Source organism: Streptomyces sp. NPDC001787, from assembly GCF_040297465.1.
In the GTDB taxonomy this organism is placed as follows: Bacteria; Actinomycetota; Actinomycetes; order Streptomycetales; family Streptomycetaceae; genus Streptomyces.
The window spans coordinates 44,276-66,672 of sequence record NZ_JBEOZE010000010.1 but is presented as its reverse complement, the minus strand read 5'-3'; the positions used below and the strand labels follow the sequence as shown (position 1 = coordinate 66,672).

Below are 22,397 nucleotides of genomic sequence, written 5' to 3'. Positions count from 1 at the left end.
GCCGCGAGATCACGAGGGCCCGTTCGGCAGCATGGGCCGACCCCCTCGCGGCCTCATCAGCGGCTCCGGCCTCACGTCCGACCGGAGCTGCTGAGCCACCCCAGGTGTGCGACACCGTCTGAGCCCCCGTGCCGGAGCACCGCGCGTCTCAGGAATCGGCCGTGGAGCCGTCGCCACGCAGTGCCTCGGTGACCCGGGTGAGCGTCTCCGGGTCGTCGGTGTCGACGGTGACGGTCACGCCGTTCACCTCGACGCGTACGGCGGGGCGGCCGGGGCGGGTGGCGCGCCAGGTGGCGACCGCGGTGACGAGGCTGCCGAGGGCGATGCCGTTCGAGAGGACGACGTTGATCAGGTCCAGGCCGGCGCCCATGTCCCCGGGGGAGAGCGGCCCTTGCGGTGCGAGGCCGGCCCGCCCGCGCAGGTCGTCCGACCGGTTCAGCCAGGTGCGCAGCGCCAGCAGTTCGCGGTGGTCCCGGTCCTCTTCGATCCGCAGGGCGAGCTGCATCCGACTCCTTCGACGTGCTGGATTCCCGTGGGGAGCGTGCGTCAACTCCCCTTGCCATCGTGGGCAGTCGGAGCGTGGGGCACCCGGGTGTACGGCAAGTCGGCCGCCGGCGGAAAGCGGTGGCCCGTTCCGTTCCGGGACAGCCTCTACGGGTGATAGAGCGCGCGGGCGCGGTCGGTGTCGGCCGGTCCGTCCTCCCCGACGGGGAGGTAGTGGTTCAGCTGCCAGGTCTGCGTTCTGCCCGCCTGGCGGTTCGTCGTCGTCGCCCAGGGCGGGTAGACGCGGAACCCGCGCTTTCCGCCCGTACCGTTCCTCGACATGATGTCCCGCTCGCAGAGCACCTCGCGCGGGAGGACGAACTGCCCGAAGTGCCCGCCCTCACGGGTGCTGATGACGACGAGGTCGACGCCGTCCTCGGCGTCGAAGGGCCGGATCGGGCCGTCCCCGGACCTCTGCCACAGGGTGACGAACTGGCCGGCCTTCTTCGGCGTCGTCCTGGCCGCGCGGAACCTGACGGAGCGGCCGTCCAGGGTGAATCCGTACGCCCCGTACTCGGCGCTCTCCGCCTCCGCCACCGGCCGTGAGCAGGTGAACCCCAACGGGTCGTACACCAGCGCCTTCGCCGCGAGGAGATCGTCGTGGACCGGGGCGCCGGAGGACCAGGGCTCGGGGAACCGGGCCGGGTCCTGTGCCCGGGCCGGGTCCCGTGCCCGGTCCTGGGCCGGGAATTCCGGGGGTTTCTCATAGTTCGTCGCCATTCCTCCATGCTGCCATCGTCCGGTGTACTCGATCGACACCCGGGGTCATCACGGGCGGGGCACGTTCACGTGCCCGGCGGACTGCCGGGGGCAGAAAGGCGAAGCGCCGCACAACTGCCGTTTCCCTTCCTTGATCATCCGGACGGGTGCGGCGCAAACCGCTCGTGCGGGACGTACCGCCGGTACGACGCGTGAGGCCGTCGAGGTACGGATGGACGTGAACCGGCCCGATCCGCGTTCCACGGCCCTGCTCGTCGCCCTGCGGGTGCTGGTGGAGGCCGGGCCGCAGGCTCGGGACGCGGCGGAGGCGGGCAGGGATCTGTCCGGGCGGCCGGACCGGCTGCTGACCGTCGCCGCACCCGCCTCCGGGTGGGCGGAGACGCTGCGCGCAGGGCGGGCGGAACGTCGGCGCGCCCTGGCCGCTGTGGCCGAGCTGCGCCCGCTGCTGGACGACGCCGAACGAAGGTGCGGAGCCGAGCAGTTCGCAGCCACCCCTACCCCTCCGCCACCGCCCTCCGGAACCCCGTGTTCACGCCCAGCAGCCCGCCGTCCACGCGCAGGGTCGTGCCCGTGATCCAGGACGCCTCGTGCGAGGCGAGGAAGGCGACGGCGGACGCGATGTCCTCGGGCTCACCGATGCGGCCCAGGGGGTAGAGGGTGGCGATCCGGTCCAGTTCCGCTTCGCGGCCCGCCCAGGCGGGGGTGCGGATCGTGCCGGGGGCCACCAGGTTGACGCGGACGCCCCGGGGGCCCGCGTGGCCCGCCAGGGTGCGGGTCAGGCTGGCCAGGCCCGCCTTGGCGGCGCTGTAGGCGTGGCCGCCGAAGTCCTGTTCGCCGTTGACCGAGCCGATGTTGACGATCGCGCCCCGGCCCGAGGCCACCAGGTGCGGCAGGGCGGCGCGCGAGCAGCGGTACGGGCCGGTCAGGGTGATGTCCAGGTCCCGCTGCCAGACCTCGTCCGTCTCGTCCTCGAAGAGCGGGGTGTCCGCGCCGGCCGAGAAGGCGTTGTTGACCAGCACGTCCAGCCCGCCGAAGACGGCGACGACATGGGCGACGGCCGCCTCGACGGCCCGGCGGTCGCCGACGTCGCAGGGCAGGGCCTCGGCGGTGCCGCCCGCAGCCCGTATCCGCTCGGCGGTGTTCTCCGCGCGGGTGGCGTCCAGGTCGGTGACGAGTACGGCTGCGCCCTCGGCGGCCAGGCGGCGGGCGGTCGCCGCGCCGATGCCCTGGCCGGCGCCGGTGATGAGGACACGGTGACCGTCGAAGCGGGAAGGAGTCATAGGGCCGACCGTACTGCTCTGACCAGTGCCTGGGCACGGGGGTCGGCGGTGACTCCCTTCTGCAGACCGTTCGTCACATAGCCGAGGGCGATGCCGGATTCGGGGTCGGCGAACCCGAGCGAGCCGCCCCGGCCCGGGTGTCCGAAGGAGCCGGGGGCCAGCAGCGGGGCGGCCGGGCCGTGCAGCATGTAGCCGAGGCCGAAGCGGGTGCTGACGACCAGCACCCGGTCCGGGCCGGCGGACTCCTCGGTGCGGGCGAGGGTGAGCGTGGCCGGGGCGAACAGCCGGTGGCCGTCGACCTCGCCGATCATCGCGGCATAGCAGCGGGCCAGGGCGCGGGCGGTGGCGATGCCGTTGGAGGCGGGGAGTTCGGCGGCCCGGTAGGCGGCGTCGTTCTCGTCGGGGAACGGGTCGATCGCCCCGAAGGCCCGGCGGGTGAGGGATTCCGGGTCGCGGTAGGCCTCGGTGACGCTGCGCTTGGGGCGCACGCGCAGGATGCCGCCCCCGGCCTCGGCGGCCGGCGGTTCGACCGGGCCGATCCGGCCGACGCGGTGGGCCTCCTCGACGGGCAGCCCGAACCAGAAGTCCAGGCCGAGCGGGCGGGCGATCTCCTCGGCGATCCAGCGGCCGATGGTCCGGCCGGTGGCCCTGCGCACCAGTTCGCCGATGAGCCAGCTGTAGGTCTGGGCGTGGTAGCCGTGGTCGGTGCCGGGCTCCCACTGCGGGCGCTGGGCGGCGACGGCCCGTGCTCCGGAGACCCCGTCGGCGGCCTCCGCGGGGGTCAGGACGCGGTCCAGCGCGGGCACGCCGGCCCGGTGGGCGAGGAGGTGACGGACCAGGACGCGTTCCTTGCCGTTCGCCTTGAACTCCGGCCAGTACGTGCCGACCGGGGCGTCCAGGTCGACCTGCCCGCGCTGGTGCAGCATCAGCGGTACGGCGGCGGCGATGCCCTTTCCGGCCGAGCGGACGACCTGCACGGTGTCGACGGCCCACGGTTCGGTGCCGTCGACATCCTTCGTACCGGCCCACAGATCCACGACCTTGCGCCCGTGGCGGTAGACCGTGACGGCCGCACCGCGCTCCCCGCGCCGCTCGAAGTTGCGGACGAAAGCGTCCCCAACCGGTTCGAATCCGGGTGCCACCGTGCCCCGTACGTCCACGCCTGCTCCTGCGCTCCCGCTCATACCCCCCATGGTGCATCGCGCCGCGTGCCGGACGCGTGGCGGGTCACCCCTGGTTGACGGATACGGAGCGCGGGTCGAAGCCGAAGGGCAGCTCCAGCCGGTGCGCGCGCATCAGGTCCCGGTCGCAGAGCAGATCCCGGGTGGGGTCGTCGGCGGCGATGACGCCCTCGCTGAGGATGACGGCGCGCGGGCACAGTTCCAGGGCGTACGGCAGATCGTGCGTGACCATGAGCACGGTGACGTCCAAGGAGCGCAGGATGTCGGCGAGTTCGCGGCGCGAGGCGGGGTCGAGGTTGGACGAGGGTTCGTCCAGGACGAGGATCTCCGGCCGCATGGCGAGGACGGTGGCCACGGCGACGCGGCGGCGCTGCCCGAACGACAGATGGTGCGGCGGCCTGTCCGCGTACTCCGCCATGCCGACCTGTTCGAGCGCGAAGCGGACCCGCTCCTCCAGTTCGGGGCCGCGCAGTCCGGCCGCCGCGGGCCCGAAGGCGACGTCCTCCCGGACGGTCGGCATGAAGAGCTGGTCGTCGGGGTCCTGGAAGACGATCCCGACCCGGCGGCGGATCTCGGCGAGGTTCCGCTTCGCCACGGGGAGCCCGGCGACCCGCACGGTGCCCGCGCCCGCGTCGAGGATGCCGTTGAGGTGGAGCACGAGGGTGGTCTTGCCCGCCCCGTTGGGCCCGAGGAGGGCGACCCGTTCGCCGCGGGCCACGGTGAGGTCGACGCCGAACAGGGCCTGATGGCCGTCGGGATAGGCGTACGCGAGACCGCTGACCTCCAGCGAGGGGGGCTGTGCGGGGGCCGCGGACGGGGGGCTGTTCATAGGGACCATCCCAGCAGACAGATGACGAGGGCGAGCACGGGGAGCGCCGAGGCGTACGCCCACTGGGTCCGGGTGGCCGTCACCTCGTCGATGACCGGCATCGTGCCGGTGTAGCCGCGGCTGACCATCGCGAGGTGGACGCGCTCGCCGCGCTCGTAGGACCGGATGAACAGGGCGCCCGCCGATTTGGCGAGGACACTCCAATGGCGTACTCCGCGCGCCTCGAAGCCCCGGGAGCGCCGGGCGATCGACATCCGCCGCATCTCGCCGGTGATGACATCCCCGTACCGGATCATGAAGGACGCGATCTGGACGAGCAGGGGCGGCATTCTCAGCCGCTGGAGGCCCAGCAGCAGGGACCGCAGCTCGGTGGTGGACGCGAGGATCACGGACGCGGCGACGCCGAGTGTGCCCTTGGCGAGGACGTTCCAGGCGCCCCAGAGGCCGGGGACGCTGACGGAGAGCCCGAGGACCTCGGTCTGCTCGCCGGGCACCACGAACGGCATGAGCAGCGCGAACGCGACGAACGGCACCTCGATGACCAGCCGCTTCAGCAGGAATCCGGCGGGGATGCGGGCCATGGCGGCGACGGCGCCGAGCAGCGCCGCGTACAGCGCGAAGGCCCACATCGCCTCGCGCGGGGTGGTGACGACGACGATGACGAAGCAGAGGACGGCGACGAGCTTGCAGTGCGGGGGCAGGCCGTGGACGGGTGAGTGTCCGTGCCGGTAGAGCTTGTGGGCGTGGCCGGCGCCCATGTCAGACGTTCCCCCCGGCGCGGTGGGCGCTGTCGTCGGCCGGGCCGGTGTTCCGGTCGGCGCGCCTTCTGCGTACGACCCGGAAGACGCCGGTGCCGACGACGATCGTGGCGCTCACGCCGATCACTCCGGCCAGGCCCCCGGAGATCCGGGCGTCGGTGACGTTCCTGACGCCGTAGTCGGCGAGCGGGGAGTCCGCGGCGGCGTGCTCCTCGGCCTTCTTGTCGATGCCCTTGTCGGCGGCGACCTTCTCCAGGCCGTCGGGGCTGGCGGAGGCGTAGTAGGAGACGAAGCCCGCGAGGAGAAGGGCGGTGATCAGACCGGCGGCCCGGATCCCGCGCGTGGAGCGGGTGGCCGCCGGGGCGGGCGCGGCGGAGGAGCCGGAGGCGACCGGGGCGTCGATCAGCTCGCCGTCGACGCGGAGCTTGAGCGGGGCGGCGAGTCCACGGGCGGCGTGCACGAGGTCGGGGCGGACGGCGATGACGGCGCCCACGGTCAGCGCGGTGATCACGGCCTCCCCGACACCGATCAGCACATGCACGCCGACCATCGCGGTCAGGACCTTGCCGATCGGGATGTCGGTGGTGCCGCCGATCCAGTAGATCAGGGTGAAGGCGCAGGCCGCGGCGGGTACGGAGACCAGGGCGGCGACGAACGCGGCGGCGGTGGCCGAGCGGCGGGTGCGCGGCAGTATCCCGGTCAGGCCGCGGAACAGGGCGTACGCGACGACCACGGTGACCACACCCATCACGGTGATGTTCACCCCGAGCGCGGTGAGGCCGCCGTCCGCGAAGAGGATGCCCTGCATCAGCAGGACGACGGAGATACAGAGCACCCCGGTGTACGGCCCCACGAGGATCGCGGCCAGCGCCCCGCCCAGCAGGTGCCCGCTGGTACCCGCGGCGACCGGGAAGTTCAGCATCTGCACGGCGAAGATGAAGGCGGCCACCAGGCCCGCGAGGGGGGCGGTGCGCTCGTCCAGTTCACGGCGGGCCCCGCGGAGGCTGACGGCGACGGCGCCCGCGGCGACGACTCCCGCGGCCACGGAGACGGGTGCGCCGATGAATCCGTCGGGTACATGCATGAGGTGGCTCCGCTTCCTGCGGTTTCCGCGTCCCCGCAATCGGGGTCATGAACGCGTCAATGATAGGACCCTGTTGCGAACCATATGCAAGAGCAAGCAGGTCACAACTGGATGCCCTACCTCTATCCACTTCCCGCGCATCCGTCGCACCCCTGGTCCGAAATATGGGACATTGGAGTGCAGAGTTCTACATACAGGAGGAGCCGGCTCATGTCCCCCGTGATTGAAGAACGTGCCCGCGCCCGGCTCATCACCGACGGCCCCCTCACCCGCCCCGTCCCCGTGGCCCTGCGCTACGACGCGGCCGTCGACCCCCGGACCGTCCATGTCACCCTGCCCGGCGGCAGCGACTGGGCGTTCGGCCGCGATCTGCTGGAGCGCGGCCTCCGCTTCCCCGCCGAACGCGGCGCCGTACGCGTCTGGCCGTGCGGCAGGACGCAGCTGATCGTGGAGCTGCACTCGGAGGACGGCGTCGAGGTGTTCCAGTTCGAGAACACGACGCTGATCCGCTTCCTCGGCCGGACCCACGGCGAGGCCGCGCCCCCGCAGCCGGCCGTCCGCGGCACCTGACGGCCCGTACGCGTGACGAAAGCCCCCGTGCCGCTCGCACGGGGGCTTTCGTCACGCGCCCGGCCCCCGTCCCCACAGGTACCGGCGCTTCCGGGGCCGCGCTCCGCTCAGGCGCGGGCCCCGGGGCTCTGGGGTCTCAGACCCGGATCAGCTCGCGCTCGTCGTCGCCCGGCCCGGACCCGCCCGGCCCGGACCCGTCCTGGGCGGACCCGGACGTCTCGCCGAGCTGCTTGCGCAGCCCCTCGCCCTCCACGTCCACATTGGGCAGCGCCCGGTCCAGCCAGCGCGGCAGCCACCAGGCCCGCTTGCCGAGCAGGGCGAGCACCGCGGGCACGATCGCCATCCGCACCACGAAGGCGTCGAAGAAGACGGCGATGGCGAGCGAGAAGCCGATCATCTTGATCATCTGCTCGCTGGCACCGATGAAGCCGGCGAAGACCGCCATCATGATCACGGCCGCGGCCGTGACCACCCGTGCGCCGTGCTTGAAGCCGGTCACGATGGCCTGGCCGGGGCTCTCCCCGTGGACGTACGCCTCCCGCATCCGGGTGACGAGGAAGACCTCGTAGTCCATGGCCAGACCGAAGACCACACCGACCATGAAGATCGGCATCATCGACATGATCGGGCCGGTCTGCTCGACCCCGAAGAGCGAGCCGAGCCAGCCCCACTGGAAGACCGCGACGACCGCGCCGAGCGCCGCGACGACCGAGAGCAGGAAGCCGAGGGCCGCCTTCAGCGGGACGAGGACCGAGCGGAACACCAGCATCAGGAGCAGGAAGGCCAGCCCCACGACGAGCGCCAGGTAGGGCAGCAGCGCGTCGTTCATCTTCTGGGAGAAGTCGATGTTCATCGCGGTGGCGCCGGTGACCAGCACCTCCGCGCCGGAGTCGCTCCTGACGTCGGCGCCCGCGTCACGGATGGCGTGGACCACGTTCTCCGTCTCGACGGAGCTGGGCCGGTCCTGCGGGATGACGGTGATGGTCGCGGTGTCGCCGGCCTTGTTGAAGGCGGCCGGGGTGACGGCGACGACGTGCGGGAGGGACTCGATCTCCTGGGAGACCTGGCTGACGGCGGTCTTGCCGTCCGAGCTGTTCTTCGTGTCGACGACGACCATCAGCGGCCCGTTGAACCCGGGGCCGAAGCCGTCCGAGAGCATGTCGTACGCCTGACGCTGCGTGGTGCTCCTGGGCTGGGCGCCGTCGTCCGGCAGGCCCATCTCCAGCGAGGCGGCCGGTACGGCGACGACGCCGAGGCCGATGACACCGGCCAGCAGCACCCACACCGGCTTGCGCAGCACGAACCGCGCCCAGCGGGTGCCCATGTTCGGCTTCGCGTCGGGGCGGTTCTCCGCCGCGGCGGCCTCGCGCGCCTTGCGTCCCATGACCCGCTTGCCCGCGAAGCCCAGCAGGGCCGGGACCAGGGTGAGCGCGATGAGCACGGCGATGGCGACCGTACCGGCGGCGGCGAAGCCCATCTTCGAGAGCATCGGGATGTTCACGACGGCCAGGCCCACCAGGGCGATGATCACGGTCAGGCCCGCGAAGACGACCGCGGATCCGGCCGTTCCGACGGCCCGTCCGGCGGCTTCCTCGCGCTCCCGGCCGTCGGCCAGTTCGGCGCGGTAGCGGGAGACGATGAAGAGCGCGTAGTCGATGCCGACCGCGAGGCCGATCATCATCGCGAGCGTCGAGGTGGTGGAGCCCAGGTCCAGGACGTTCGCCAGCGCCGTGATCGTCGAGACACCGATGCCCACGCCGATGAGCGCGGTCAGCAGCGGCAGCCCGGCGGCGATCAGCGAACCGAAGGTGATGACGAGGACCACCGCGGCGATGCCGACCCCGATGACCTCCGTGATGCCGGTCTCCGGGATCACCATGAGCGCGTCACCGCCGATCGCCACGGTCATCCCGCTCTTCTCGGCGGAGGTCCCCGCGTCCTCCAGCGCCTCACGCGTCGGGTCGGTCAGCTCCATCGAGTTGACCTTGTACGAGACCGAGACGTACGCCGTGGAGCCGTCCTTGCTGACGGCGTCGGCCGTGTACGGGTCGGCGACCGAGGCGATCTGGTCCGAACCGGACTTCAGCTCGGCGACGATGCCCTGGACCTCGGCCTTGTTGGCGGCGTCGGTCACCTTCTGCCCGTCGGGCGCCTTGAAGACGACGCGGGCCGTGGCGCCGTCGGCGCTGCTGCCCGGGAAGCGCTGTTCCAGCAGGTCGAAGGCCTTCTGGGCCTCCGTACCCGGAATCGAGAAGGAGCTGGAGGTGGCGGTGGACGCGGAGGCGGCGCCGAATCCGGCGAGCGCCAGCAGTGCCACCCAGACAAGGGCGACAAGGCGGCGGCGCCGGAAGGTCAGCCGTCCGAGCTTGTAGAGGAATGTGGCCACGGGGGCGTACTCCCGGTCAGGTCGTGTGAGTGGAAATGGGCGTGCGGAACCAGCCCGACGACGAGAGCGGCGTGTCAGGTGGAGCGTTGGGGAGAGGGCCGTGCCTGGTGAGGTGCGGGGACGTCAGACGCCGAGGGCGGGGAGGACCACGGAGTCGACATAATCGATGAGAAACGCCTGGTCGACGGCGCGGTCCTCGACCAGCTGCCGAGCGGCGAACGCGCCGATCAGCATGTGCGGGATGTACTTCAGCGCCGGATTGTCCGGACGCAGCTCGCCCCGGTCCACGGCCCGTCGCAGCAGCAGATCGAGGCCGGTCATCTCCGGCTCGATCAGCAGTTCGCGCATGGCCTTGTGCAGATCGGGATTGTCGTGGACGGCCTGGCTCAGACCCCGCATCAGCGCGGAGTCCTTCTCCATCTGACAGTCGTCGCTGCGGTGCAGCACGGCGTGGAAGTCTCCACGCAGCGATCCGGTGTCGATCTCGGTGAGATCCACCGGCTTGTTGTTCCGCAGCGCCTTGACGACCAGCTCGGCCTTGCTGCCCCACTGACGGTAGAGGGTGGCCTTGCTGGACCGGGTACGGGCGGCGACGGCGTCCATCGTCAGGGCGTCGTAACCGACCTCGCGGAGCAGGTCGAGGACGGCGGCGTACATCTCACTCTCACGCTCAGGTGTGAGCCTGGTGCGTGCCATGTGCCGGCCTCCCTCGGGGTCTCGCTCCTCCGGCCTCGCTCAACATCGAACGAAACCGTTTCGTACACCTGACCGTACTCCCCCGACTCAGCGAAACGAAAACGTTTCGCTTGTGTGCTGCACCACAAGTTGCCCCGGGCCCTTCGCGCGGAAAGCATTGGGGGGTGAGTGACGACGTCGCGTATCTCCGTTTCCCGCACCTCCACCAGGACTTGATCTGCTTCGCGGCCGAGGACGACCTCTGGGTCTCCCCCCTCGCCGCGGCAGGACACCGGCCCGACCGGGCATGGCGGGTCACCGTCGACCGGACCAGGGTCAGCCATCCACGCTTCTCGCCGGATGGCAGCCGCATCGCCTACACCACCTGGCGAACACTGGACCCCGAGATCCATCTCGCCCCGGTCGAGGGCGGCCCGGCCCGGCGGCTCACCTACTGGGGCTCGACCGACGCCCGGGTCTGCGGCTGGAGCCCCGACCCCGGCGACACGTCCCAGATCCTCGCCGTGTCCTCGCACAACCAGCCGTTCTCGTACTTCTCCTGGTCCTACAGCGTCCCCACCGACGGCGGCCCCGGTGGCCGCCTGCCGTGGGGGCCGGTCTCCGACATCGCGGTCGCCGACATCGACGGCGAGCGGCGCACCCTGCTGCTCACCGGAAAGCCACCGCACGAACCGGCCGCCTGGAAGCGCTACCGGGGCGGTGCGACCGGGCGGCTGTGGCTGCACGGCGAACGGCTGCTGCCGGACATCGGCGGCCATCTGGACTCGCCCATGTTCGTCGGCCGCCGGATCGCGTTCCTCTCCGACCACGAGGGCGTCGGCAATCTGTACTCCTGTCTGATGGACGGCAGCGATCTGCGACGCCACACCGACCACGACGCGTTCTACGCCCGGCACGCCTCCAGCGACGGCCACCGGGTCGTCTACCAGTGCGCCGGTGATGTGTGGCTCGTCGAGGACCTGGAGGCGCCGGACGCCACTCCCCGGAAGCTGGAGGTACGGCTCGGCGGACCCCGGACCGGACGGCGCACCTACCAGGTGCCCGCCGCCAGCAACGTCGACTCGCTGTCGGTCGACGAGACCGGCCGGGCGAGCGCCGTCTCGGTACGGGGAAGCCTGTACTGGCTCACCCACCGCGACGGCCCCGCCCGCACCATCAGCGACACCCCGGGGGTCCGGGTCCGGCTGCCGGAGATGCTGGGCAGCGGCGGCCAGGTGGCGTACGTGACGGACGCGGACGGCGACGACGCGGTCGAGATCGCCTACCTTCCCCGGGCCAGCGGCGACCGCGAGCCGCGCAGGCTCGCCTCCGGGAAGCTCGGCCGGGTGCAGGAACTGATCTCCGACCCGGCGGGCGAACGGCTGGCCATCGCGTCGAACGACGGGCGGCTGCTGCTCCTGGACACGGCGGAGGAACCGGAACCGGTACCCGCGACGGACGCGGAGACGGAGACGGACGCCGAGACCGAGGACGTGCCGCGCGGTGCCACACGGGCCGACCTGTACCGCGCCACACACGCCGAGGACGCGGCGGCGGACGCGGACGGGGTCACCGAACTCATCCGTTCCGTCAACGGCCCCGTCCGCGACCTGGCCTTCTCCCCCGACGGGGCCTGGCTCACCTGGTCGCACCCCGGGGTCGGCCGCTCGCTGCGCCAGATCAAGCTGGCCCGGATCTCCGGCCCCGGCGCCCCGGTGATCGTCGACGTCACCAACGGCCGCTTCGAGGACGAGAACCCGGTCTTCACCGGCGACGGCCGCTATCTGGCGTTCCTGTCCTGGCGGGGGTTCGACCCCGTCTACGACGTCCACACCGGCGACCTCTCCTTCCCGCTGGGCTGCCGCCCGTATCTGGTCCCGCTCTCCTCGGCCACCCCGTCCCCCTTCGCGCTCTCCCCGGACGGCCGCCCGGCGGCGGGCGGCCTGGACCCGGTGGACATCCCCGAGGGCGGTACGGGCGAGGGGGCGACGGTCACCGTCGAGTTCGAGGGCCTGGAGAGCCGGGTCACGCCGTTCCCGGTCTCCGCCTCGAAGTACTCGGCGCTGCGCCCGGTCACCGGCGGCGGGCTCGTCTGGCTGCGCTGGCCGATCTCGGGCGCGCTGGGCGAGACGTTCGCCAACCCCTCCGACATGTCGGGCCGGCCCACCCTGGAGCACTTCAACATCGCCAAGGCCCGCAAGACCGAACTGGTCGACCACCTCGACTGGTTCGCGGTCAGCGGTGACGCGAGCCGGCTCGTCGTCATGGACGACGGCGAACTGCGCGCCGTACCGTCCAACGAACCCGGCGACAACGACTCCACCGTCTACATCGACCTGCGCCGCATCCTGCACGACGTCGACCCGGCGGCGGAGTGGCGGCAGGCGTACGGCGAGGCGGGCCGGATCATCCGCGCGTACTTCTGGGAACCGGACATGTGCGGCATCGACTGGGACGGGGTGCTCGGCCAGTACCGCCCGCTGGTCGAACGGGTCGCCTCCCCCGACGAGTTCGCGGATCTGCTGCGCGAGGTGCTCGGCGAACTGGGCACCTCCCACGCGTACGTCACCCCCGCCCGCCGCAACGAGGGCCCGCCGCACTACCAGCGGGCGATCGGACTGCTCGGCGCCAACCTGGTCTGCCGCGACGGGGAGTGGCAGGTCCGGCGCATCCTGCCCGGCGACTCCTCGGACTCCAAGGCGCGTTCACCGCTCGCGGGTACGGGGATCAGGGAGGGCGCGGTCCTCACCCATGTCGACGGCCGCCCGGTCGACCCGGTGACCGGCCCCTACCCGCTGCTGACGGCGGCGGGCGGCACGACGGTGGAGCTGACGTTCCGCCCGGCGGGCGAGGAGGGCCGCCCCCGCCGCATCGCGGTCGTCCCGCTGGTCGACGAACGGCCGCTGCGCTACCAGGACTGGGTGGCCAAACGCCGGGAAGTCGTACGGGAGTTGAGCGGCGGCCGGTGCGGCTATCTGCACATCCCCGACATGGGCGGATCGGGCTGGGCGCAGTTCAACCGGGACCTGCGGCTGGAGGTCTCGCGCCCGGCGCTGATCGTGGACGTCCGGGGCAACGCGGGCGGCCACATCAGCGAACTGGTCGTCGAGAAGCTGACCCGCAGGATCCTCGGCTGGGACCTGACGCGCAACGCCCAGGCGGTCAGCTACGCCTCGAACGCGCCGAGGGGCCCGGTGGTCGCGCTGGCCGACGAGGCGACGTCCTCCGACGGCGACATGATCACGGCCGCGTTCCGGCTGCTGCGGCTGGGCCCGGTGGTCGGCCAGCGCACCTGGGGCGGCGTGGTCGGCATGACCGGGCGCCACCGGCTGGGCGACGGCACGGTGATCACGGTGCCGATGAACGCCGCGTGGTTCGACACCTACGGCTGGTCCGTGGAGAACCATGGCGTCGAACCCGATCTGGAGGCGCTGCGCACCCCCCTGGACTGGGCGGAGGGCCGGCACGCGGTGCTGGACGACGCGGTGCGGGTGGCGCTGGACCTGCTGGCGAAGCATCCGGCGGCGGCCCCGCCGACGTACGACACGGTGCCGGACCTGCGGCGCCCGCCGCTGCCTCCGAGGTAGCCGCTCGCCCCGGCCGCCCTGAAGCGGCCGGGGCGAGCACCTGGAACGGGGCGCGCCCGGCGTCACCCCCCGCCGGGAGCGATACCCGCGGCGGACCGGCTGTCGGAACCGGCCGGTTCGCGCTTCGGCAGGCCCCACCGGACGGGCGCCCCCAGTTCGCACCAGACCGTCTTCCCGTACGGCAGCCGCTCGACGCCCCAGCGCCACGCCACCGCGTCCACGAGCGTCAGCCCCCGCCCCGACTCCTCGCCGTCCGCCGCGGCTCTCAGCGTCGGCCAGGCACACGGTTCGGGATCGCTCAGCTCGACCCGCATCCCCCCGGAGCGGGTACTGAAGACCCTGAGCGTGACCGGTGTGCCCTCGCCGAGGTGCACGATCACATTGGCCATCAACTCACTGACGCAGAGCAGCAGATCGGGCGAATCCTCGCCCCCGCACCACTCCCGCAGGGAGCGCCGGATCTCCGGTACGGCCTTCGGCACGGCGAACAGAGCCACCGTGTAGGGCAGCGGGGTCATCCACCGGCCGCCGACCGCAGCACCTCGGCCATGCGGCGCGCGGTCGCCACATTGCAGTTGCCGAGCGCGACCAACGGCGGCCGGCTGCCGCGCCCGGCGAGGGTCAGCGGATCGACGCCGAGCGACGGCAGGGTGATGCCGTGGGCCGTGAGCGCGGCACGCAGCGCTTCGATGTCCGCGCCGATGTCGTAGCCGGGGCTGTCTTGAGTGTCGTCCATGGGGGGAGCATCCACCTTCCGTTGCACACTGTGACGAACGACTCACACGCTGCCGCACATACCTCTACCTTGAAAGGGTTTCCCGCTCCACAACGCACAGCGCGAAAGGTGGTCAACGTGGCTACGCGCAAGGACATCGACGGCTCGGCCGGGGTCCCGCAGTTCTACGGCAAGGAACTCCGCTTCAAACGGGAGGAGGCGGGCCTGACCCTGGAGAAGCTGGTGGCCGGCAGCTTCTACGGCATCACGTATCTGAGCGAGATCGAGCACGGCAACCGCCGGATGCCCGCGGACCTGGCCAAGCATGTGGACCGGGTGCTGGGGACGGACGGGTTCTTCGAGCGGCGGTGCGAGGACGTGCGGCAGGCCAAACGGGGGGCTCACTCCTCGTACTTCGCAGAGGTAGTGGAAGCGGAGACACGAGCACGGAGCATCGGCGAGTGGTCCGGCACGCTGATCCCTGGGCTGCTCCAGACCAAGACGTACGCCGAGGCCGTCATCCAGTCCGCACACTCCCTGGACACACCGGAGGAGGTCGAAGCCAAGATCGACGCTCGATTGCACAGGGCCCGACTCTTCGATAACCGCAAAAAGCCCGAGTACTGGGTGGTCCTGCACGAGTCGCTGGTACGCCACTCGATCATCCCGAATATGGAGATGGCCGAGCAGTTGGACCACATCGCCGCACTGGTACGGCGCAACCGGATCGTTTCGCAGATCCTTCCGTGGAACGGCCCGACCCGAGCCCTCACCGGTCTGCCGCTCTTCCTGATGGACTTCGACAACGAGCCGCCATTGCTCTACACCGAGGGTCCCTACCACGGTCAGACGATCGACGATCCGTCCATCGTGATGCGTTACCGCAAGGCATACGATCGGCTGAGGGCCACCGCCTTGCCGCCGGAGGTGTCCCTCGCACTGATCGAGAAGGCGGCTGAGGAGTACCGACATGGCCAGCAACCGTCCTGATCTCAGTTCAGCTTCCTGGCGCAAGAGCAGCTACAGCAACGGCGATGGCGGCAACTGCCTCGAAGTCGCCGAGAACTTCGCCACCTGGCGTAAGAGCAGCTACAGCAACACCTCCGGCGGCGACTGCCTCGAAGTCGCGGACGGGCACCCCGGCGTTGTCCCCGTCCGCGACTCCAAGCGCCCCGAAGGACCGGCGCTCATCGTCCACGCGTCCGCCTGGTCGCCGTTCGTGGAGTCCGTCAAGGCGTCCTGACGTCGCCGCCCCATCCCGAGGAACCTCCCTATGGGCGCCGGTAGTTCGCGGGCGTCAGCGGAACGTGAGTGGCACGTCAGCGGCAGCCTGGAGAGTGGGTGCCGCCGACAGGCCGGGGTCACGTCACGGCTGAGCCGGGCCCGGCTCACCGGCGCCGCGTTCGAGCGAACACGAGGGATTCAGGATGAAGAGGACGAGGACGAGGATCAAGGCCGCTTTCGTCACGGCCACCGTCGTCGCGGGGCTGGCCGTGGCGACCACCCCGGCGCAGGCGCTCAGTCACTGCAACGTGGGCAGCGGCGGCGTCATCATCTGCGAGTACGGCGTGAGCACCGTGACGCTCCCCAACGGCACGAAGCAGGAGTTCGCGATCGGCACCGACCTCGCCGTGTGGACGCGGTCGACGAACTCCGCAGGGAACTGGTCCATCTGGACATCCATGGGCGGAGAGTGGCGCAGCGGGGCCGTCGTCCGCACCCAGCAGGTACACCCGTACCTCTTCGCCATCGTCGCCACCGGCACGGACAACTGGCTGTGGGCCAACTGGCGTGACCATGAGGGCAACTGGACCGGCTGGTCGCACCTGCCCGACCCAACCTGAGCCGGGCGCGCGCACCCACCGCACCCGGATACCCGGATGCGGTGGGTGAATCACGGACGACGCGCGAGGGCGCGCAGGCGCGTCAGCGGTCGCGGCGCTCGCCGAGGGCGGTCGCGGCGTCGCGAGCCATGTCACGGTTGCGCCGCGACGCCTCCGAGGCCTGCTCGGACGCGTCCTGCGCCCGCTCTGCGCCCTCGTCGCGGCCCTGGTTCGCCTTCTTCCGGGCCTGGTCGGCAAGTTCCTGCGCCTTGACCTTGAACTGGTCTGCGATACCCATGCCGTTCACTCCTGTGGGGGGTGTGGGGTACGTGGTGGGGGGAGCCCCTGAAGGGCCCCGCCCAGCCTCGCACGGCACGACAGTCACCGCATTTCGATCACTTACGCAGCGTGCGCGCGTCCTGGTCCGCCGCTCCCCCGGCCCCCACCAGCCCCTTGGGGACGTTCTCCAGCCGCGATCCGAACCGCTTCATCTCGCGCTGCCCGGCCACCCCTATGACCGAGGGCAGATAGCCCCGCACCGACTGCATCCCCCGCAGCCACCACTGGGCGTAGACATGCGGGGAGCGCCGCTCCACGCCGGCCACGATCCGGTCCACGGCCGGGCCGAGGGGGTAGGTGCGGTTCGACGGCCAGGGCAGCCGCTGGCGCAGCTCCCGCATCACGTCGTCCGCGTCGGCGCCCCGCACCATGTCGGTGTCCGTCCAGGACAGATAGCCGACCCCGACCCGGACGCCCCGGTGGCCGACCTCGGCGCGCAGGCTGTGTGCGAACGCCTCCACGCCCGACTTGGAGGCGCAGTAGGCGGTCATCATCGGGGCCGGGGTCATCGCGGCCAGTGACGCTATCTGGAGGTAGTACCCGCGGCTCTCCATCAGCACCGGCAGGAACGCCCGCGCGGTCACCGCGCTGCCGATCAGGTTGACCTCGATGACCCGGCGCCACGCCTCCGGGTCGGAGTCGGCGAACGGTCCGCCCGAGGCGACGCCGGCGTTGGCGACGGCGACGTCGACCTTGCCGAAGCGTTCCTTGACCTCCTGGGCGACCTGGACCATCGCCGTGTGGTCGGTGACGTCGGCGTACCAGTGGTCGCTCTCCCCGTGCAGCCGCTCGGAGACCTTCTTCAGCTCGTCCGGTTCCAGGCCGACCAGTGCCAGGGTCGCGCCGCGTGCCGAGAGTTTGCGGGCGAGCAGTTCGCCCACGCCTCTCGCCGCGCCCGTGACGACGACGACCTGTCCTTCGAGACTCCGCCTGCCGCTCATGCGACTTCCTCCTTCTCGGCCGTGCCGGCCCCGTCCACCTCGACGTACCGCACCACTAGTTCCCGGATTCCCGCCGTGACCGCTTCCGGTGCCTCCACCGGGGTCATGTGCCCCATGCCGGTGAGCTCGGTCAGCCCGAGGCACCGGGGCAGCGCGGCGGCGATGGCGCGCGCGTGGACCGGCGGGGTCAGCCGGTCGGCCGTGCCCGTGATGACCGCGGTCGGTACCCGCAGTCCCCGCACGCCCGCGTCCAGGTCCAGATCCGCGAGTACATGCCCCCAGGCCACCCTCGCCCGTCTCGGACAGGCGTGCACGATGAGGGAGCAGGCCTCGACCCGCTCCGGGGCCGAACCCGCTCCCATCGTGCCGTACTTGAGGATCCGCTTCGAAACGGGCGTGACCGGTCCGAGGGGTGCCCGCGCCCCGAGGACCGCCCGGGTCAGCCGGGTCCGCAGCGCTCCCGCCCGCAGCGGCACGACGAGTGCCTCGTCGACCAGCCGTGAACTGCCGGTACTGCACAGCAGTACGGCTGCCGCGTGCTCGCGCAGTCCGGGCCGGCGGGAGGCGGCCATCAGCGTCATCCCGCCCATGGAGTGACCGGCGAGCACCGCCTTGCGCCCCGGTGCGAGGGTGGCGGCCAGCACCGCTTCGAGGTCGTCGGCCAGCGCGTGCGTGCTGTATCCGCCGGGCCCCGCCGCGGGGGTCAGCCCATGACCGCGCTGGTCGTAGGCGATGACCCGGTGGTCGGCGGCCAGGTCCCGGATCTGGGCGGCCCAGAAGCCGGTGTTGCAGGTCCAGCCGTGTGCCAGCACCACCGCGGGGGCGTCCTCGGGTCCGTGCAGCTCGACATGGATGCGGGAGCCGTCGGCGGAGACGGCGGTCAGTACGCGGTCCGGCACCGGGGCGGCGGGGGCCTGCCGGGCGGCGTCGCGGCGCAGCAGCCGGCTCATCCCGCGATCTCCTCGGCGACGGGCGCCCCGGCGCGTGCCTGGGCGGGCACGGCCCGCTTCGGGATGCGGATGACCTCGTACTCCGCGAGGTCCATGACCCGGGTCTCCTTGCGGAACTCACCCGTCGTACCGGGCCAGACCGTGGTGTTGCGCCCCTCGGCGTCCAGGTACCAGCTGGTGCAGCCGCCGGTGTTCCACACGGTCCGCTTCATCCGCTGCTGGACCCGGTGGTTCCACGCGTTGACGGCGGAGGGCCGGGCGCCGAACGCCGCCCGGCCGCCCAGGACGTTCAGCTGGCGCAGGTAGTCGGCCATGTAGTTCAGCTGGGATTCGATCATCAGAATCATGGAGGAGTTGCCGAGACCGGTGTTGGGCCCGATGATCGTCATCCAGTTGGGGAAGCCGTCCGCGGTGGCGCCGCGCAGCGACTTCATGCCCGTCTTCCAGTGCTCGGCGAGCGTGATGCCGGCCGAGCCGACGACCCGGTCGGCGATCGGCAGGTCGGTCACATGGAAGCCGGTGCCGAAGATGATCGCGTCGACCTCGGTCTCCGTACCGTCGGCCGCGACGACCGTGGAGCCGCGTACCTCGGCGAGCCCGGAGGCGACCACGTCCACATTGGGCTGGGCGAGCGCCGGGTAGTAGGCGCTGGAGAGCAGTATGCGCTTGCAGCCGATGCGGTACGAGGGGGTCAGCTTGGCCCGCAGCACGGGGTCCTTGATGGACCGGGCGATGTTGGACTTGGCTATCTTCTCCACCAGGCCCAGCTGGTCCGGGTGCTTGGTGAAGGCACTGACCTGCAACTCCCTGATGCCCCACAGCAGTCCGCGGCGCGCGGTGCCGGTGAGGGGGACCGCGCGGTGCAGCCAGCGTTCGGCGCCGCTGATGGTCCGGTCCATGCGCGGCATGACCCAGGGCGGGGTGCGCTGGAAGAGGGTCACCCGGCCGGCCTTCGGCTGGATCGCCGGGACGATCTGGATGGCGGAGGCGCCGGTGCCGATCATGGCGACGCGCTTGCCGGTGAGGTCGTAGTCGTGGTCCCAGCGGGCCGAGTGGAAGACCTTGCCGGGGAATTCGGCGAGCCCCGGGATGTCCGGCATCTTCGGGTCGGACAGCGGGCCGGTCGCGGAGACGACGACATCGGCGACGATCGTGGTCCCGTTCGCGGACTCGATCACCCAGTTCAGTTCGTCGTTGTCCCAACGCATCATCGTCACCTCATGGTTGAGGCGCAGATGCGGGCGCAGCCCGAAGGTGTCCGCGACATGCTCCAGATAGGCGCGGATGTGCCGCTGCCCGGAAAAGGTGCGCGGCCAGTCGGGGTTGGGCGCGAAGGAGAACGAGTAGAGGTGGGACGGTACGTCGCAGGCGCAGCCCGGGTAGCTGTTGTCGCGCCAGGTGCCACCGACCGAGCCGGCCCGTTCCAGGACGACGAAATCGGTGATCCCTTCGCGGCGCAGCCGGACGGCGGCCCCGAGGCCCCCGAATCCGGATCCGATCACCGCCACGCGTACGTGCTCGTGCTGGGCCATGGTGCCGCCTCCCGCGATACATCACACGACTCTGCCAGCAATCACTGGCACTGTTGGGAGAGTAGAGCAGCCTCGTACTGATGGGTAGGGGGCGGACCGAGGAAAGTTACCGGCGGTACAACATAGGGTGCCCCTGTGGCTGAAGGACGCGAGCACCGTGAATACCGCATGGAGGAGCTGGCCGGAATGGCCGGCATCACCGTGCGGACCCTGCGCTTCTACCGGGAGCGCGGCCTGATCCCGCCGCCCCGTCGCGAAGGCCGTATCACCTGGTACGACGACCACCATCTGGCCCGTCTTCGCACCATCGCCGGTCTGTTGGAGCGCGGCCACACCCTCAACGGCATCGCGGATCTGGCCGCCACCTTCGAGAGCGGCCGCGATGTCGCCGAGGTGCTGGGTCTGGGCGAACCGACCGAGGAGACCCCGGTCCGCCTCACCCCGGAACAGCTCGCGGACTACTTCGAGGGCGAGGTCACCCCGGAGAACCTGGCCACCGCGCTCGACCTGGGCTATCTGGCCACCGACGGCGACGAGATCGTGCACATCAGCCGCCGTCTGCTGGAAGTGTCGGCGGAGCTGGTACGGGAAGGGGTGCCGCTCTCCACGGTGCTCTCCTCGGGCCGCCGCGTCCGGGAACACGCGGACGCTCTCGCCGAAATCTTCGTCCGGGTACTGCATGCCCATACGGCGGAGACCGAACCGGCCCAACTCCGGCCACTGGCGCGCGCGGTGGTGGACGCGGAGCTTTCCATGGCGCTGGACCGGCGGCTGCGCCGTGAGGACGGCACCCAGCCCCCGAAAGCGCCGGAGGCGGGCGGACCGGCCCGGCGCACCACACCCGGCGAGTAGCGCACGCCCCGGGTGCTGGCGCACGCCCGGGGTGACAGCGCACGCCCGGGGTGACAGCGCACGCCCGGGGTGCCGGCGCACACTGCACCATCCCGCCCGCACGCCACCCCCGCACCGTCGCGCCCGCGCGTCACCCCCCGCACGTTCGCGCTCTCGCACCACTCCAGCACCGTCGCGCCCGCGCGCCACCCCCGCACCGCGTCACACCGGCTCATGCCCGTGCCGCTCCGCACCCCAGGGGCACGTACCGGCAGGGCCGCCCGTCACCTGTCGTACACGACCGCCACCGGCGCATGGTCGCTCCACCGCTCCTCGTGCGTGGCGGCCCGCTCGACCCAGGCCTTCACCGCGCGCCCGGCCAGCCCCGGGGTGGCCATCTGGTAGTCGATGCGCCAGCCGGAGTCGTTGTCGAAGGCCCGGCCCCGGTAGGACCACCAGCTGTACGGGCCCTCCACGCCGGGGTGCAGCGCGCGCACCACGTCCACGTAGGCGGCCTCGTCCAGGACCCGGGTCAGCCACTCCCGTTCCTCGGGAAGGAAGCCGGAGTTCTTCTTGTTGGACTTCCAGTTCTTGAGGTCCGCCTCCCGGTGGGCGATGTTCCAGTCACCGCACACCACGACCTCGCGCCCCTCCGCGGCGGCCCGCTCCCCGAGCCCCTTCAGATAGGGCAGGAAGGCCGCCATGAAGCGCTCCTTCTCCTCCTGCCGCTCGGTGCCGACCTCGCCCGAGGGCAGATAGAGGCTCGCGACCGTGATGCCGGGCAGGTCGATCTCGGCGTACCGCCCGCTCGCGTCGAACTCCTCGCTCCCGGCCACCCCGAAGCCGCCGAAACCGATCTGCGTGCGCTCCGGCGCGTGCCGGGAGTAGAGCGAGACCCCGGCCCGCCCCTTGGCGGCGGCGGGGGCGTGCACGGTGTGCCAGCCCTCGGGCTCCCGTACCTCGGCGGGCAGCTGCCCCGGTTCGGCCCGGACCTCCTGGAGGCAGATCACATCGGCGTCGGTCGACGCGAGCCACTCGACGAAGCCCTTCTTCGCGGCGGCACGGAGCCCGTTGACATTCACAGAGGTCACATTGAACATTTAGGCACCATACCGACATCGCGAATCCGCATAGATGTACCATATCGCGTATGAATATCCAGACCCAGCCGTTCGATCACCCCGACGCCGTCAAACTCAACGATCAGGTGCAGCTTGAGTACGCCGAGCGCTACGGGGACGGCGAGGGCGATGTCACACCCCTCGACGCCACGATGTTCGAACCGCCGAACGGTCTGTATCTCCTCGCCTACGACGCGTCGGGCAACCCCGTGGCCACCGGCGGCTGGCGCGCCCAGGAGCGGAACGAGGAGGGCTACTCCGACGGCGACGCCGAACTCAAGCGCATGTACGTGGTGCTCGAAGCCCGCGGCAACGGACTGGCGCGGCGCCTTCTCGCCGCCCTGGAGGCCGACGCACGGGCGGCGGGCCGCACCCGCATGGTGCTGGAGACCGGCGACCAGCAGCCCGAGGCGATAGCCCTGTACACCTCCAGCGGCTACGCGCCCTGCGAGAAGTTCGGCCACTACCGCACGTACGAGAGCAGCAGGTGCTTCGCCAAGCCCCTCCAGCAGGCCTGAGCACCACGGACGCC

General features: G+C 71.4%; 23 protein-coding genes. 7 read left to right on the top strand and 16 right to left on the bottom strand.

Annotated features, from left to right (window positions below; all coding sequences use genetic code 11):
* Positions 1 to 148: 148 nt before the first annotated feature.
* From ABT170_RS16400 to ABT170_RS16370, 7 genes are all read right to left on the bottom strand, one after another.
* On the bottom strand, positions 149 to 505 hold the full coding sequence (locus ABT170_RS16400; RefSeq protein ID WP_351867935.1) for an effector-associated constant component EACC1: 357 nt from the start codon (positions 503 to 505) through the stop codon (positions 149 to 151).
* A 146-nt stretch (positions 506 to 651) separates the two neighbouring features.
* Positions 652 to 1,263 (bottom strand): MepB family protein, encoded by a 612-nt coding sequence (locus tag ABT170_RS16395; RefSeq protein ID WP_351867933.1) that lies wholly within the window; start codon positions 1,261 to 1,263, stop codon positions 652 to 654.
* Positions 1,264 to 1,757: 494 nt separating this feature from the next.
* Complete coding sequence (locus ABT170_RS16390) at positions 1,758 to 2,543, bottom strand: SDR family NAD(P)-dependent oxidoreductase (RefSeq protein WP_329943812.1); 786 nt, start codon at positions 2,541 to 2,543, stop codon at positions 1,758 to 1,760.
* The gene (locus ABT170_RS16385; protein ID WP_329943934.1) at positions 2,540 to 3,703 is read right to left on the bottom strand and encodes a serine hydrolase domain-containing protein; all 1,164 of its coding nucleotides are present in this window, start codon (positions 3,701 to 3,703) and stop codon (positions 2,540 to 2,542) included. The genes ABT170_RS16390 and ABT170_RS16385 overlap by 4 nt, the downstream gene beginning before the upstream one ends.
* 67 nt (positions 3,704 to 3,770) lie before the next feature.
* Positions 3,771 to 4,553, bottom strand: coding sequence for an energy-coupling factor ABC transporter ATP-binding protein (locus ABT170_RS16380; RefSeq protein WP_329943813.1), 783 nt, complete (start codon positions 4,551 to 4,553; stop codon positions 3,771 to 3,773).
* On the bottom strand, positions 4,550 to 5,311 hold the full coding sequence (cbiQ, locus tag ABT170_RS16375; RefSeq protein WP_329943814.1) for a cobalt ECF transporter T component CbiQ: 762 nt from the start codon (positions 5,309 to 5,311) through the stop codon (positions 4,550 to 4,552). The genes ABT170_RS16380 and cbiQ overlap by 4 nt, the downstream gene beginning before the upstream one ends.
* 1 nt (position 5,312) lies before the next feature.
* Positions 5,313 to 6,395, bottom strand: coding sequence for an energy-coupling factor ABC transporter permease (locus ABT170_RS16370; RefSeq protein WP_351867928.1), 1,083 nt, complete (start codon positions 6,393 to 6,395; stop codon positions 5,313 to 5,315).
* 210 nt (positions 6,396 to 6,605) lie between these two features.
* On the opposite strand from ABT170_RS16370, the gene ABT170_RS16365 reads away from it, so the two are divergent.
* Entirely contained in the window at positions 6,606 to 6,965 is a 360-nt protein-coding gene (locus ABT170_RS16365) for an SsgA family sporulation/cell division regulator (protein ID WP_329943816.1), read from the top strand.
* 136 nt (positions 6,966 to 7,101) lie between these two features.
* On the opposite strand, the gene ABT170_RS16360 is transcribed toward ABT170_RS16365, so the two are convergent.
* Positions 7,102 to 9,351, bottom strand: coding sequence for an MMPL family transporter (locus ABT170_RS16360; protein WP_329943817.1), 2,250 nt, complete (start codon positions 9,349 to 9,351; stop codon positions 7,102 to 7,104).
* 123 nt (positions 9,352 to 9,474) lie between these two features.
* On the bottom strand, positions 9,475 to 10,047 hold the full coding sequence (locus ABT170_RS16355) for a TetR/AcrR family transcriptional regulator (protein WP_329943818.1): 573 nt from the start codon (positions 10,045 to 10,047) through the stop codon (positions 9,475 to 9,477).
* A 164-nt stretch (positions 10,048 to 10,211) separates the two neighbouring features.
* On the opposite strand from ABT170_RS16355, the gene ABT170_RS16350 reads away from it, so the two are divergent.
* Positions 10,212 to 13,613, top strand: coding sequence for a S41 family peptidase (locus tag ABT170_RS16350; protein ID WP_351867923.1), 3,402 nt, complete (start codon positions 10,212 to 10,214; stop codon positions 13,611 to 13,613).
* 62 nt (positions 13,614 to 13,675) lie between these two features.
* Here ABT170_RS16350 and ABT170_RS16345 read toward each other — a convergent pair whose 3' ends face one another.
* Together ABT170_RS16345 and ABT170_RS16340 are read right to left on the bottom strand one after the other, a co-directional pair.
* Complete coding sequence (locus tag ABT170_RS16345; protein ID WP_329943820.1) at positions 13,676 to 14,131, bottom strand: ATP-binding protein; 456 nt, start codon at positions 14,129 to 14,131, stop codon at positions 13,676 to 13,678.
* Positions 14,128 to 14,349, bottom strand: coding sequence for a hypothetical protein (locus tag ABT170_RS16340; protein ID WP_351867920.1), 222 nt, complete (start codon positions 14,347 to 14,349; stop codon positions 14,128 to 14,130). The genes ABT170_RS16345 and ABT170_RS16340 overlap by 4 nt, the downstream gene beginning before the upstream one ends.
* A 117-nt stretch (positions 14,350 to 14,466) precedes the next feature.
* Here ABT170_RS16340 and ABT170_RS16335 point away from each other — a divergent pair, with 117 nt between their 5' ends.
* The 3 genes from ABT170_RS16335 to ABT170_RS16325 all read left to right on the top strand — a co-directional run bounded on the left by ABT170_RS16335 (position 14,467) and on the right by ABT170_RS16325 (position 16,172).
* Positions 14,467 to 15,318 (top strand): helix-turn-helix domain-containing protein, encoded by an 852-nt coding sequence (locus ABT170_RS16335; protein ID WP_329943822.1) that lies wholly within the window; start codon positions 14,467 to 14,469, stop codon positions 15,316 to 15,318.
* Entirely contained in the window at positions 15,299 to 15,571 is a 273-nt protein-coding gene (locus ABT170_RS16330) for a DUF397 domain-containing protein (RefSeq protein WP_351867916.1), read from the top strand. Before ABT170_RS16335 ends, ABT170_RS16330 begins: the two co-directional genes overlap by 20 nt.
* Before the next feature lie 184 nt (positions 15,572 to 15,755).
* A complete protein-coding gene (locus ABT170_RS16325; protein WP_329943824.1) occupies positions 15,756 to 16,172 on the top strand; it encodes a PLL family lectin in 417 nt (138 codons plus the stop codon).
* Between the two features lie 82 nt (positions 16,173 to 16,254).
* Here the strand turns inward: ABT170_RS16325 and ABT170_RS16320 are convergent, their stop codons facing one another.
* From ABT170_RS16320 to ABT170_RS16305, 4 genes are all read right to left on the bottom strand, one after another.
* On the bottom strand, positions 16,255 to 16,449 hold the full coding sequence (locus ABT170_RS16320; protein WP_329943825.1) for a hypothetical protein: 195 nt from the start codon (positions 16,447 to 16,449) through the stop codon (positions 16,255 to 16,257).
* Positions 16,450 to 16,546: 97 nt separating this feature from the next.
* Positions 16,547 to 17,431: an SDR family oxidoreductase gene (locus ABT170_RS16315; protein WP_329943826.1), complete on the bottom strand. Its 885-nt coding sequence runs from the start codon at positions 17,429 to 17,431 to the stop codon at positions 16,547 to 16,549.
* Positions 17,428 to 18,381 (bottom strand): alpha/beta fold hydrolase, encoded by a 954-nt coding sequence (locus ABT170_RS16310; RefSeq protein ID WP_329943827.1) that lies wholly within the window; start codon positions 18,379 to 18,381, stop codon positions 17,428 to 17,430. The genes ABT170_RS16315 and ABT170_RS16310 overlap by 4 nt, the downstream gene beginning before the upstream one ends.
* The gene (locus tag ABT170_RS16305) at positions 18,378 to 19,913 is read right to left on the bottom strand and encodes a flavin-containing monooxygenase (protein WP_329943828.1); all 1,536 of its coding nucleotides are present in this window, start codon (positions 19,911 to 19,913) and stop codon (positions 18,378 to 18,380) included. Before ABT170_RS16305 ends, ABT170_RS16310 begins: the two co-directional genes overlap by 4 nt.
* A 168-nt stretch (positions 19,914 to 20,081) precedes the next feature.
* Here ABT170_RS16305 and ABT170_RS16300 point away from each other — a divergent pair, with 168 nt between their 5' ends.
* A complete protein-coding gene (locus tag ABT170_RS16300; protein ID WP_329943935.1) occupies positions 20,082 to 20,765 on the top strand; it encodes a MerR family transcriptional regulator in 684 nt (227 codons plus the stop codon).
* A 263-nt stretch (positions 20,766 to 21,028) separates the two neighbouring features.
* Here ABT170_RS16300 and ABT170_RS16295 read toward each other — a convergent pair whose 3' ends face one another.
* Positions 21,029 to 21,844 (bottom strand): exodeoxyribonuclease III, encoded by an 816-nt coding sequence (locus ABT170_RS16295; RefSeq protein ID WP_329943829.1) that lies wholly within the window; start codon positions 21,842 to 21,844, stop codon positions 21,029 to 21,031.
* A 50-nt stretch (positions 21,845 to 21,894) separates the two neighbouring features.
* On the opposite strand from ABT170_RS16295, the gene ABT170_RS16290 reads away from it, so the two are divergent.
* Entirely contained in the window at positions 21,895 to 22,383 is a 489-nt protein-coding gene (locus ABT170_RS16290) for a GNAT family N-acetyltransferase (protein ID WP_329943830.1), read from the top strand.
* Positions 22,384 to 22,397: the final 14 nt, after the last annotated feature.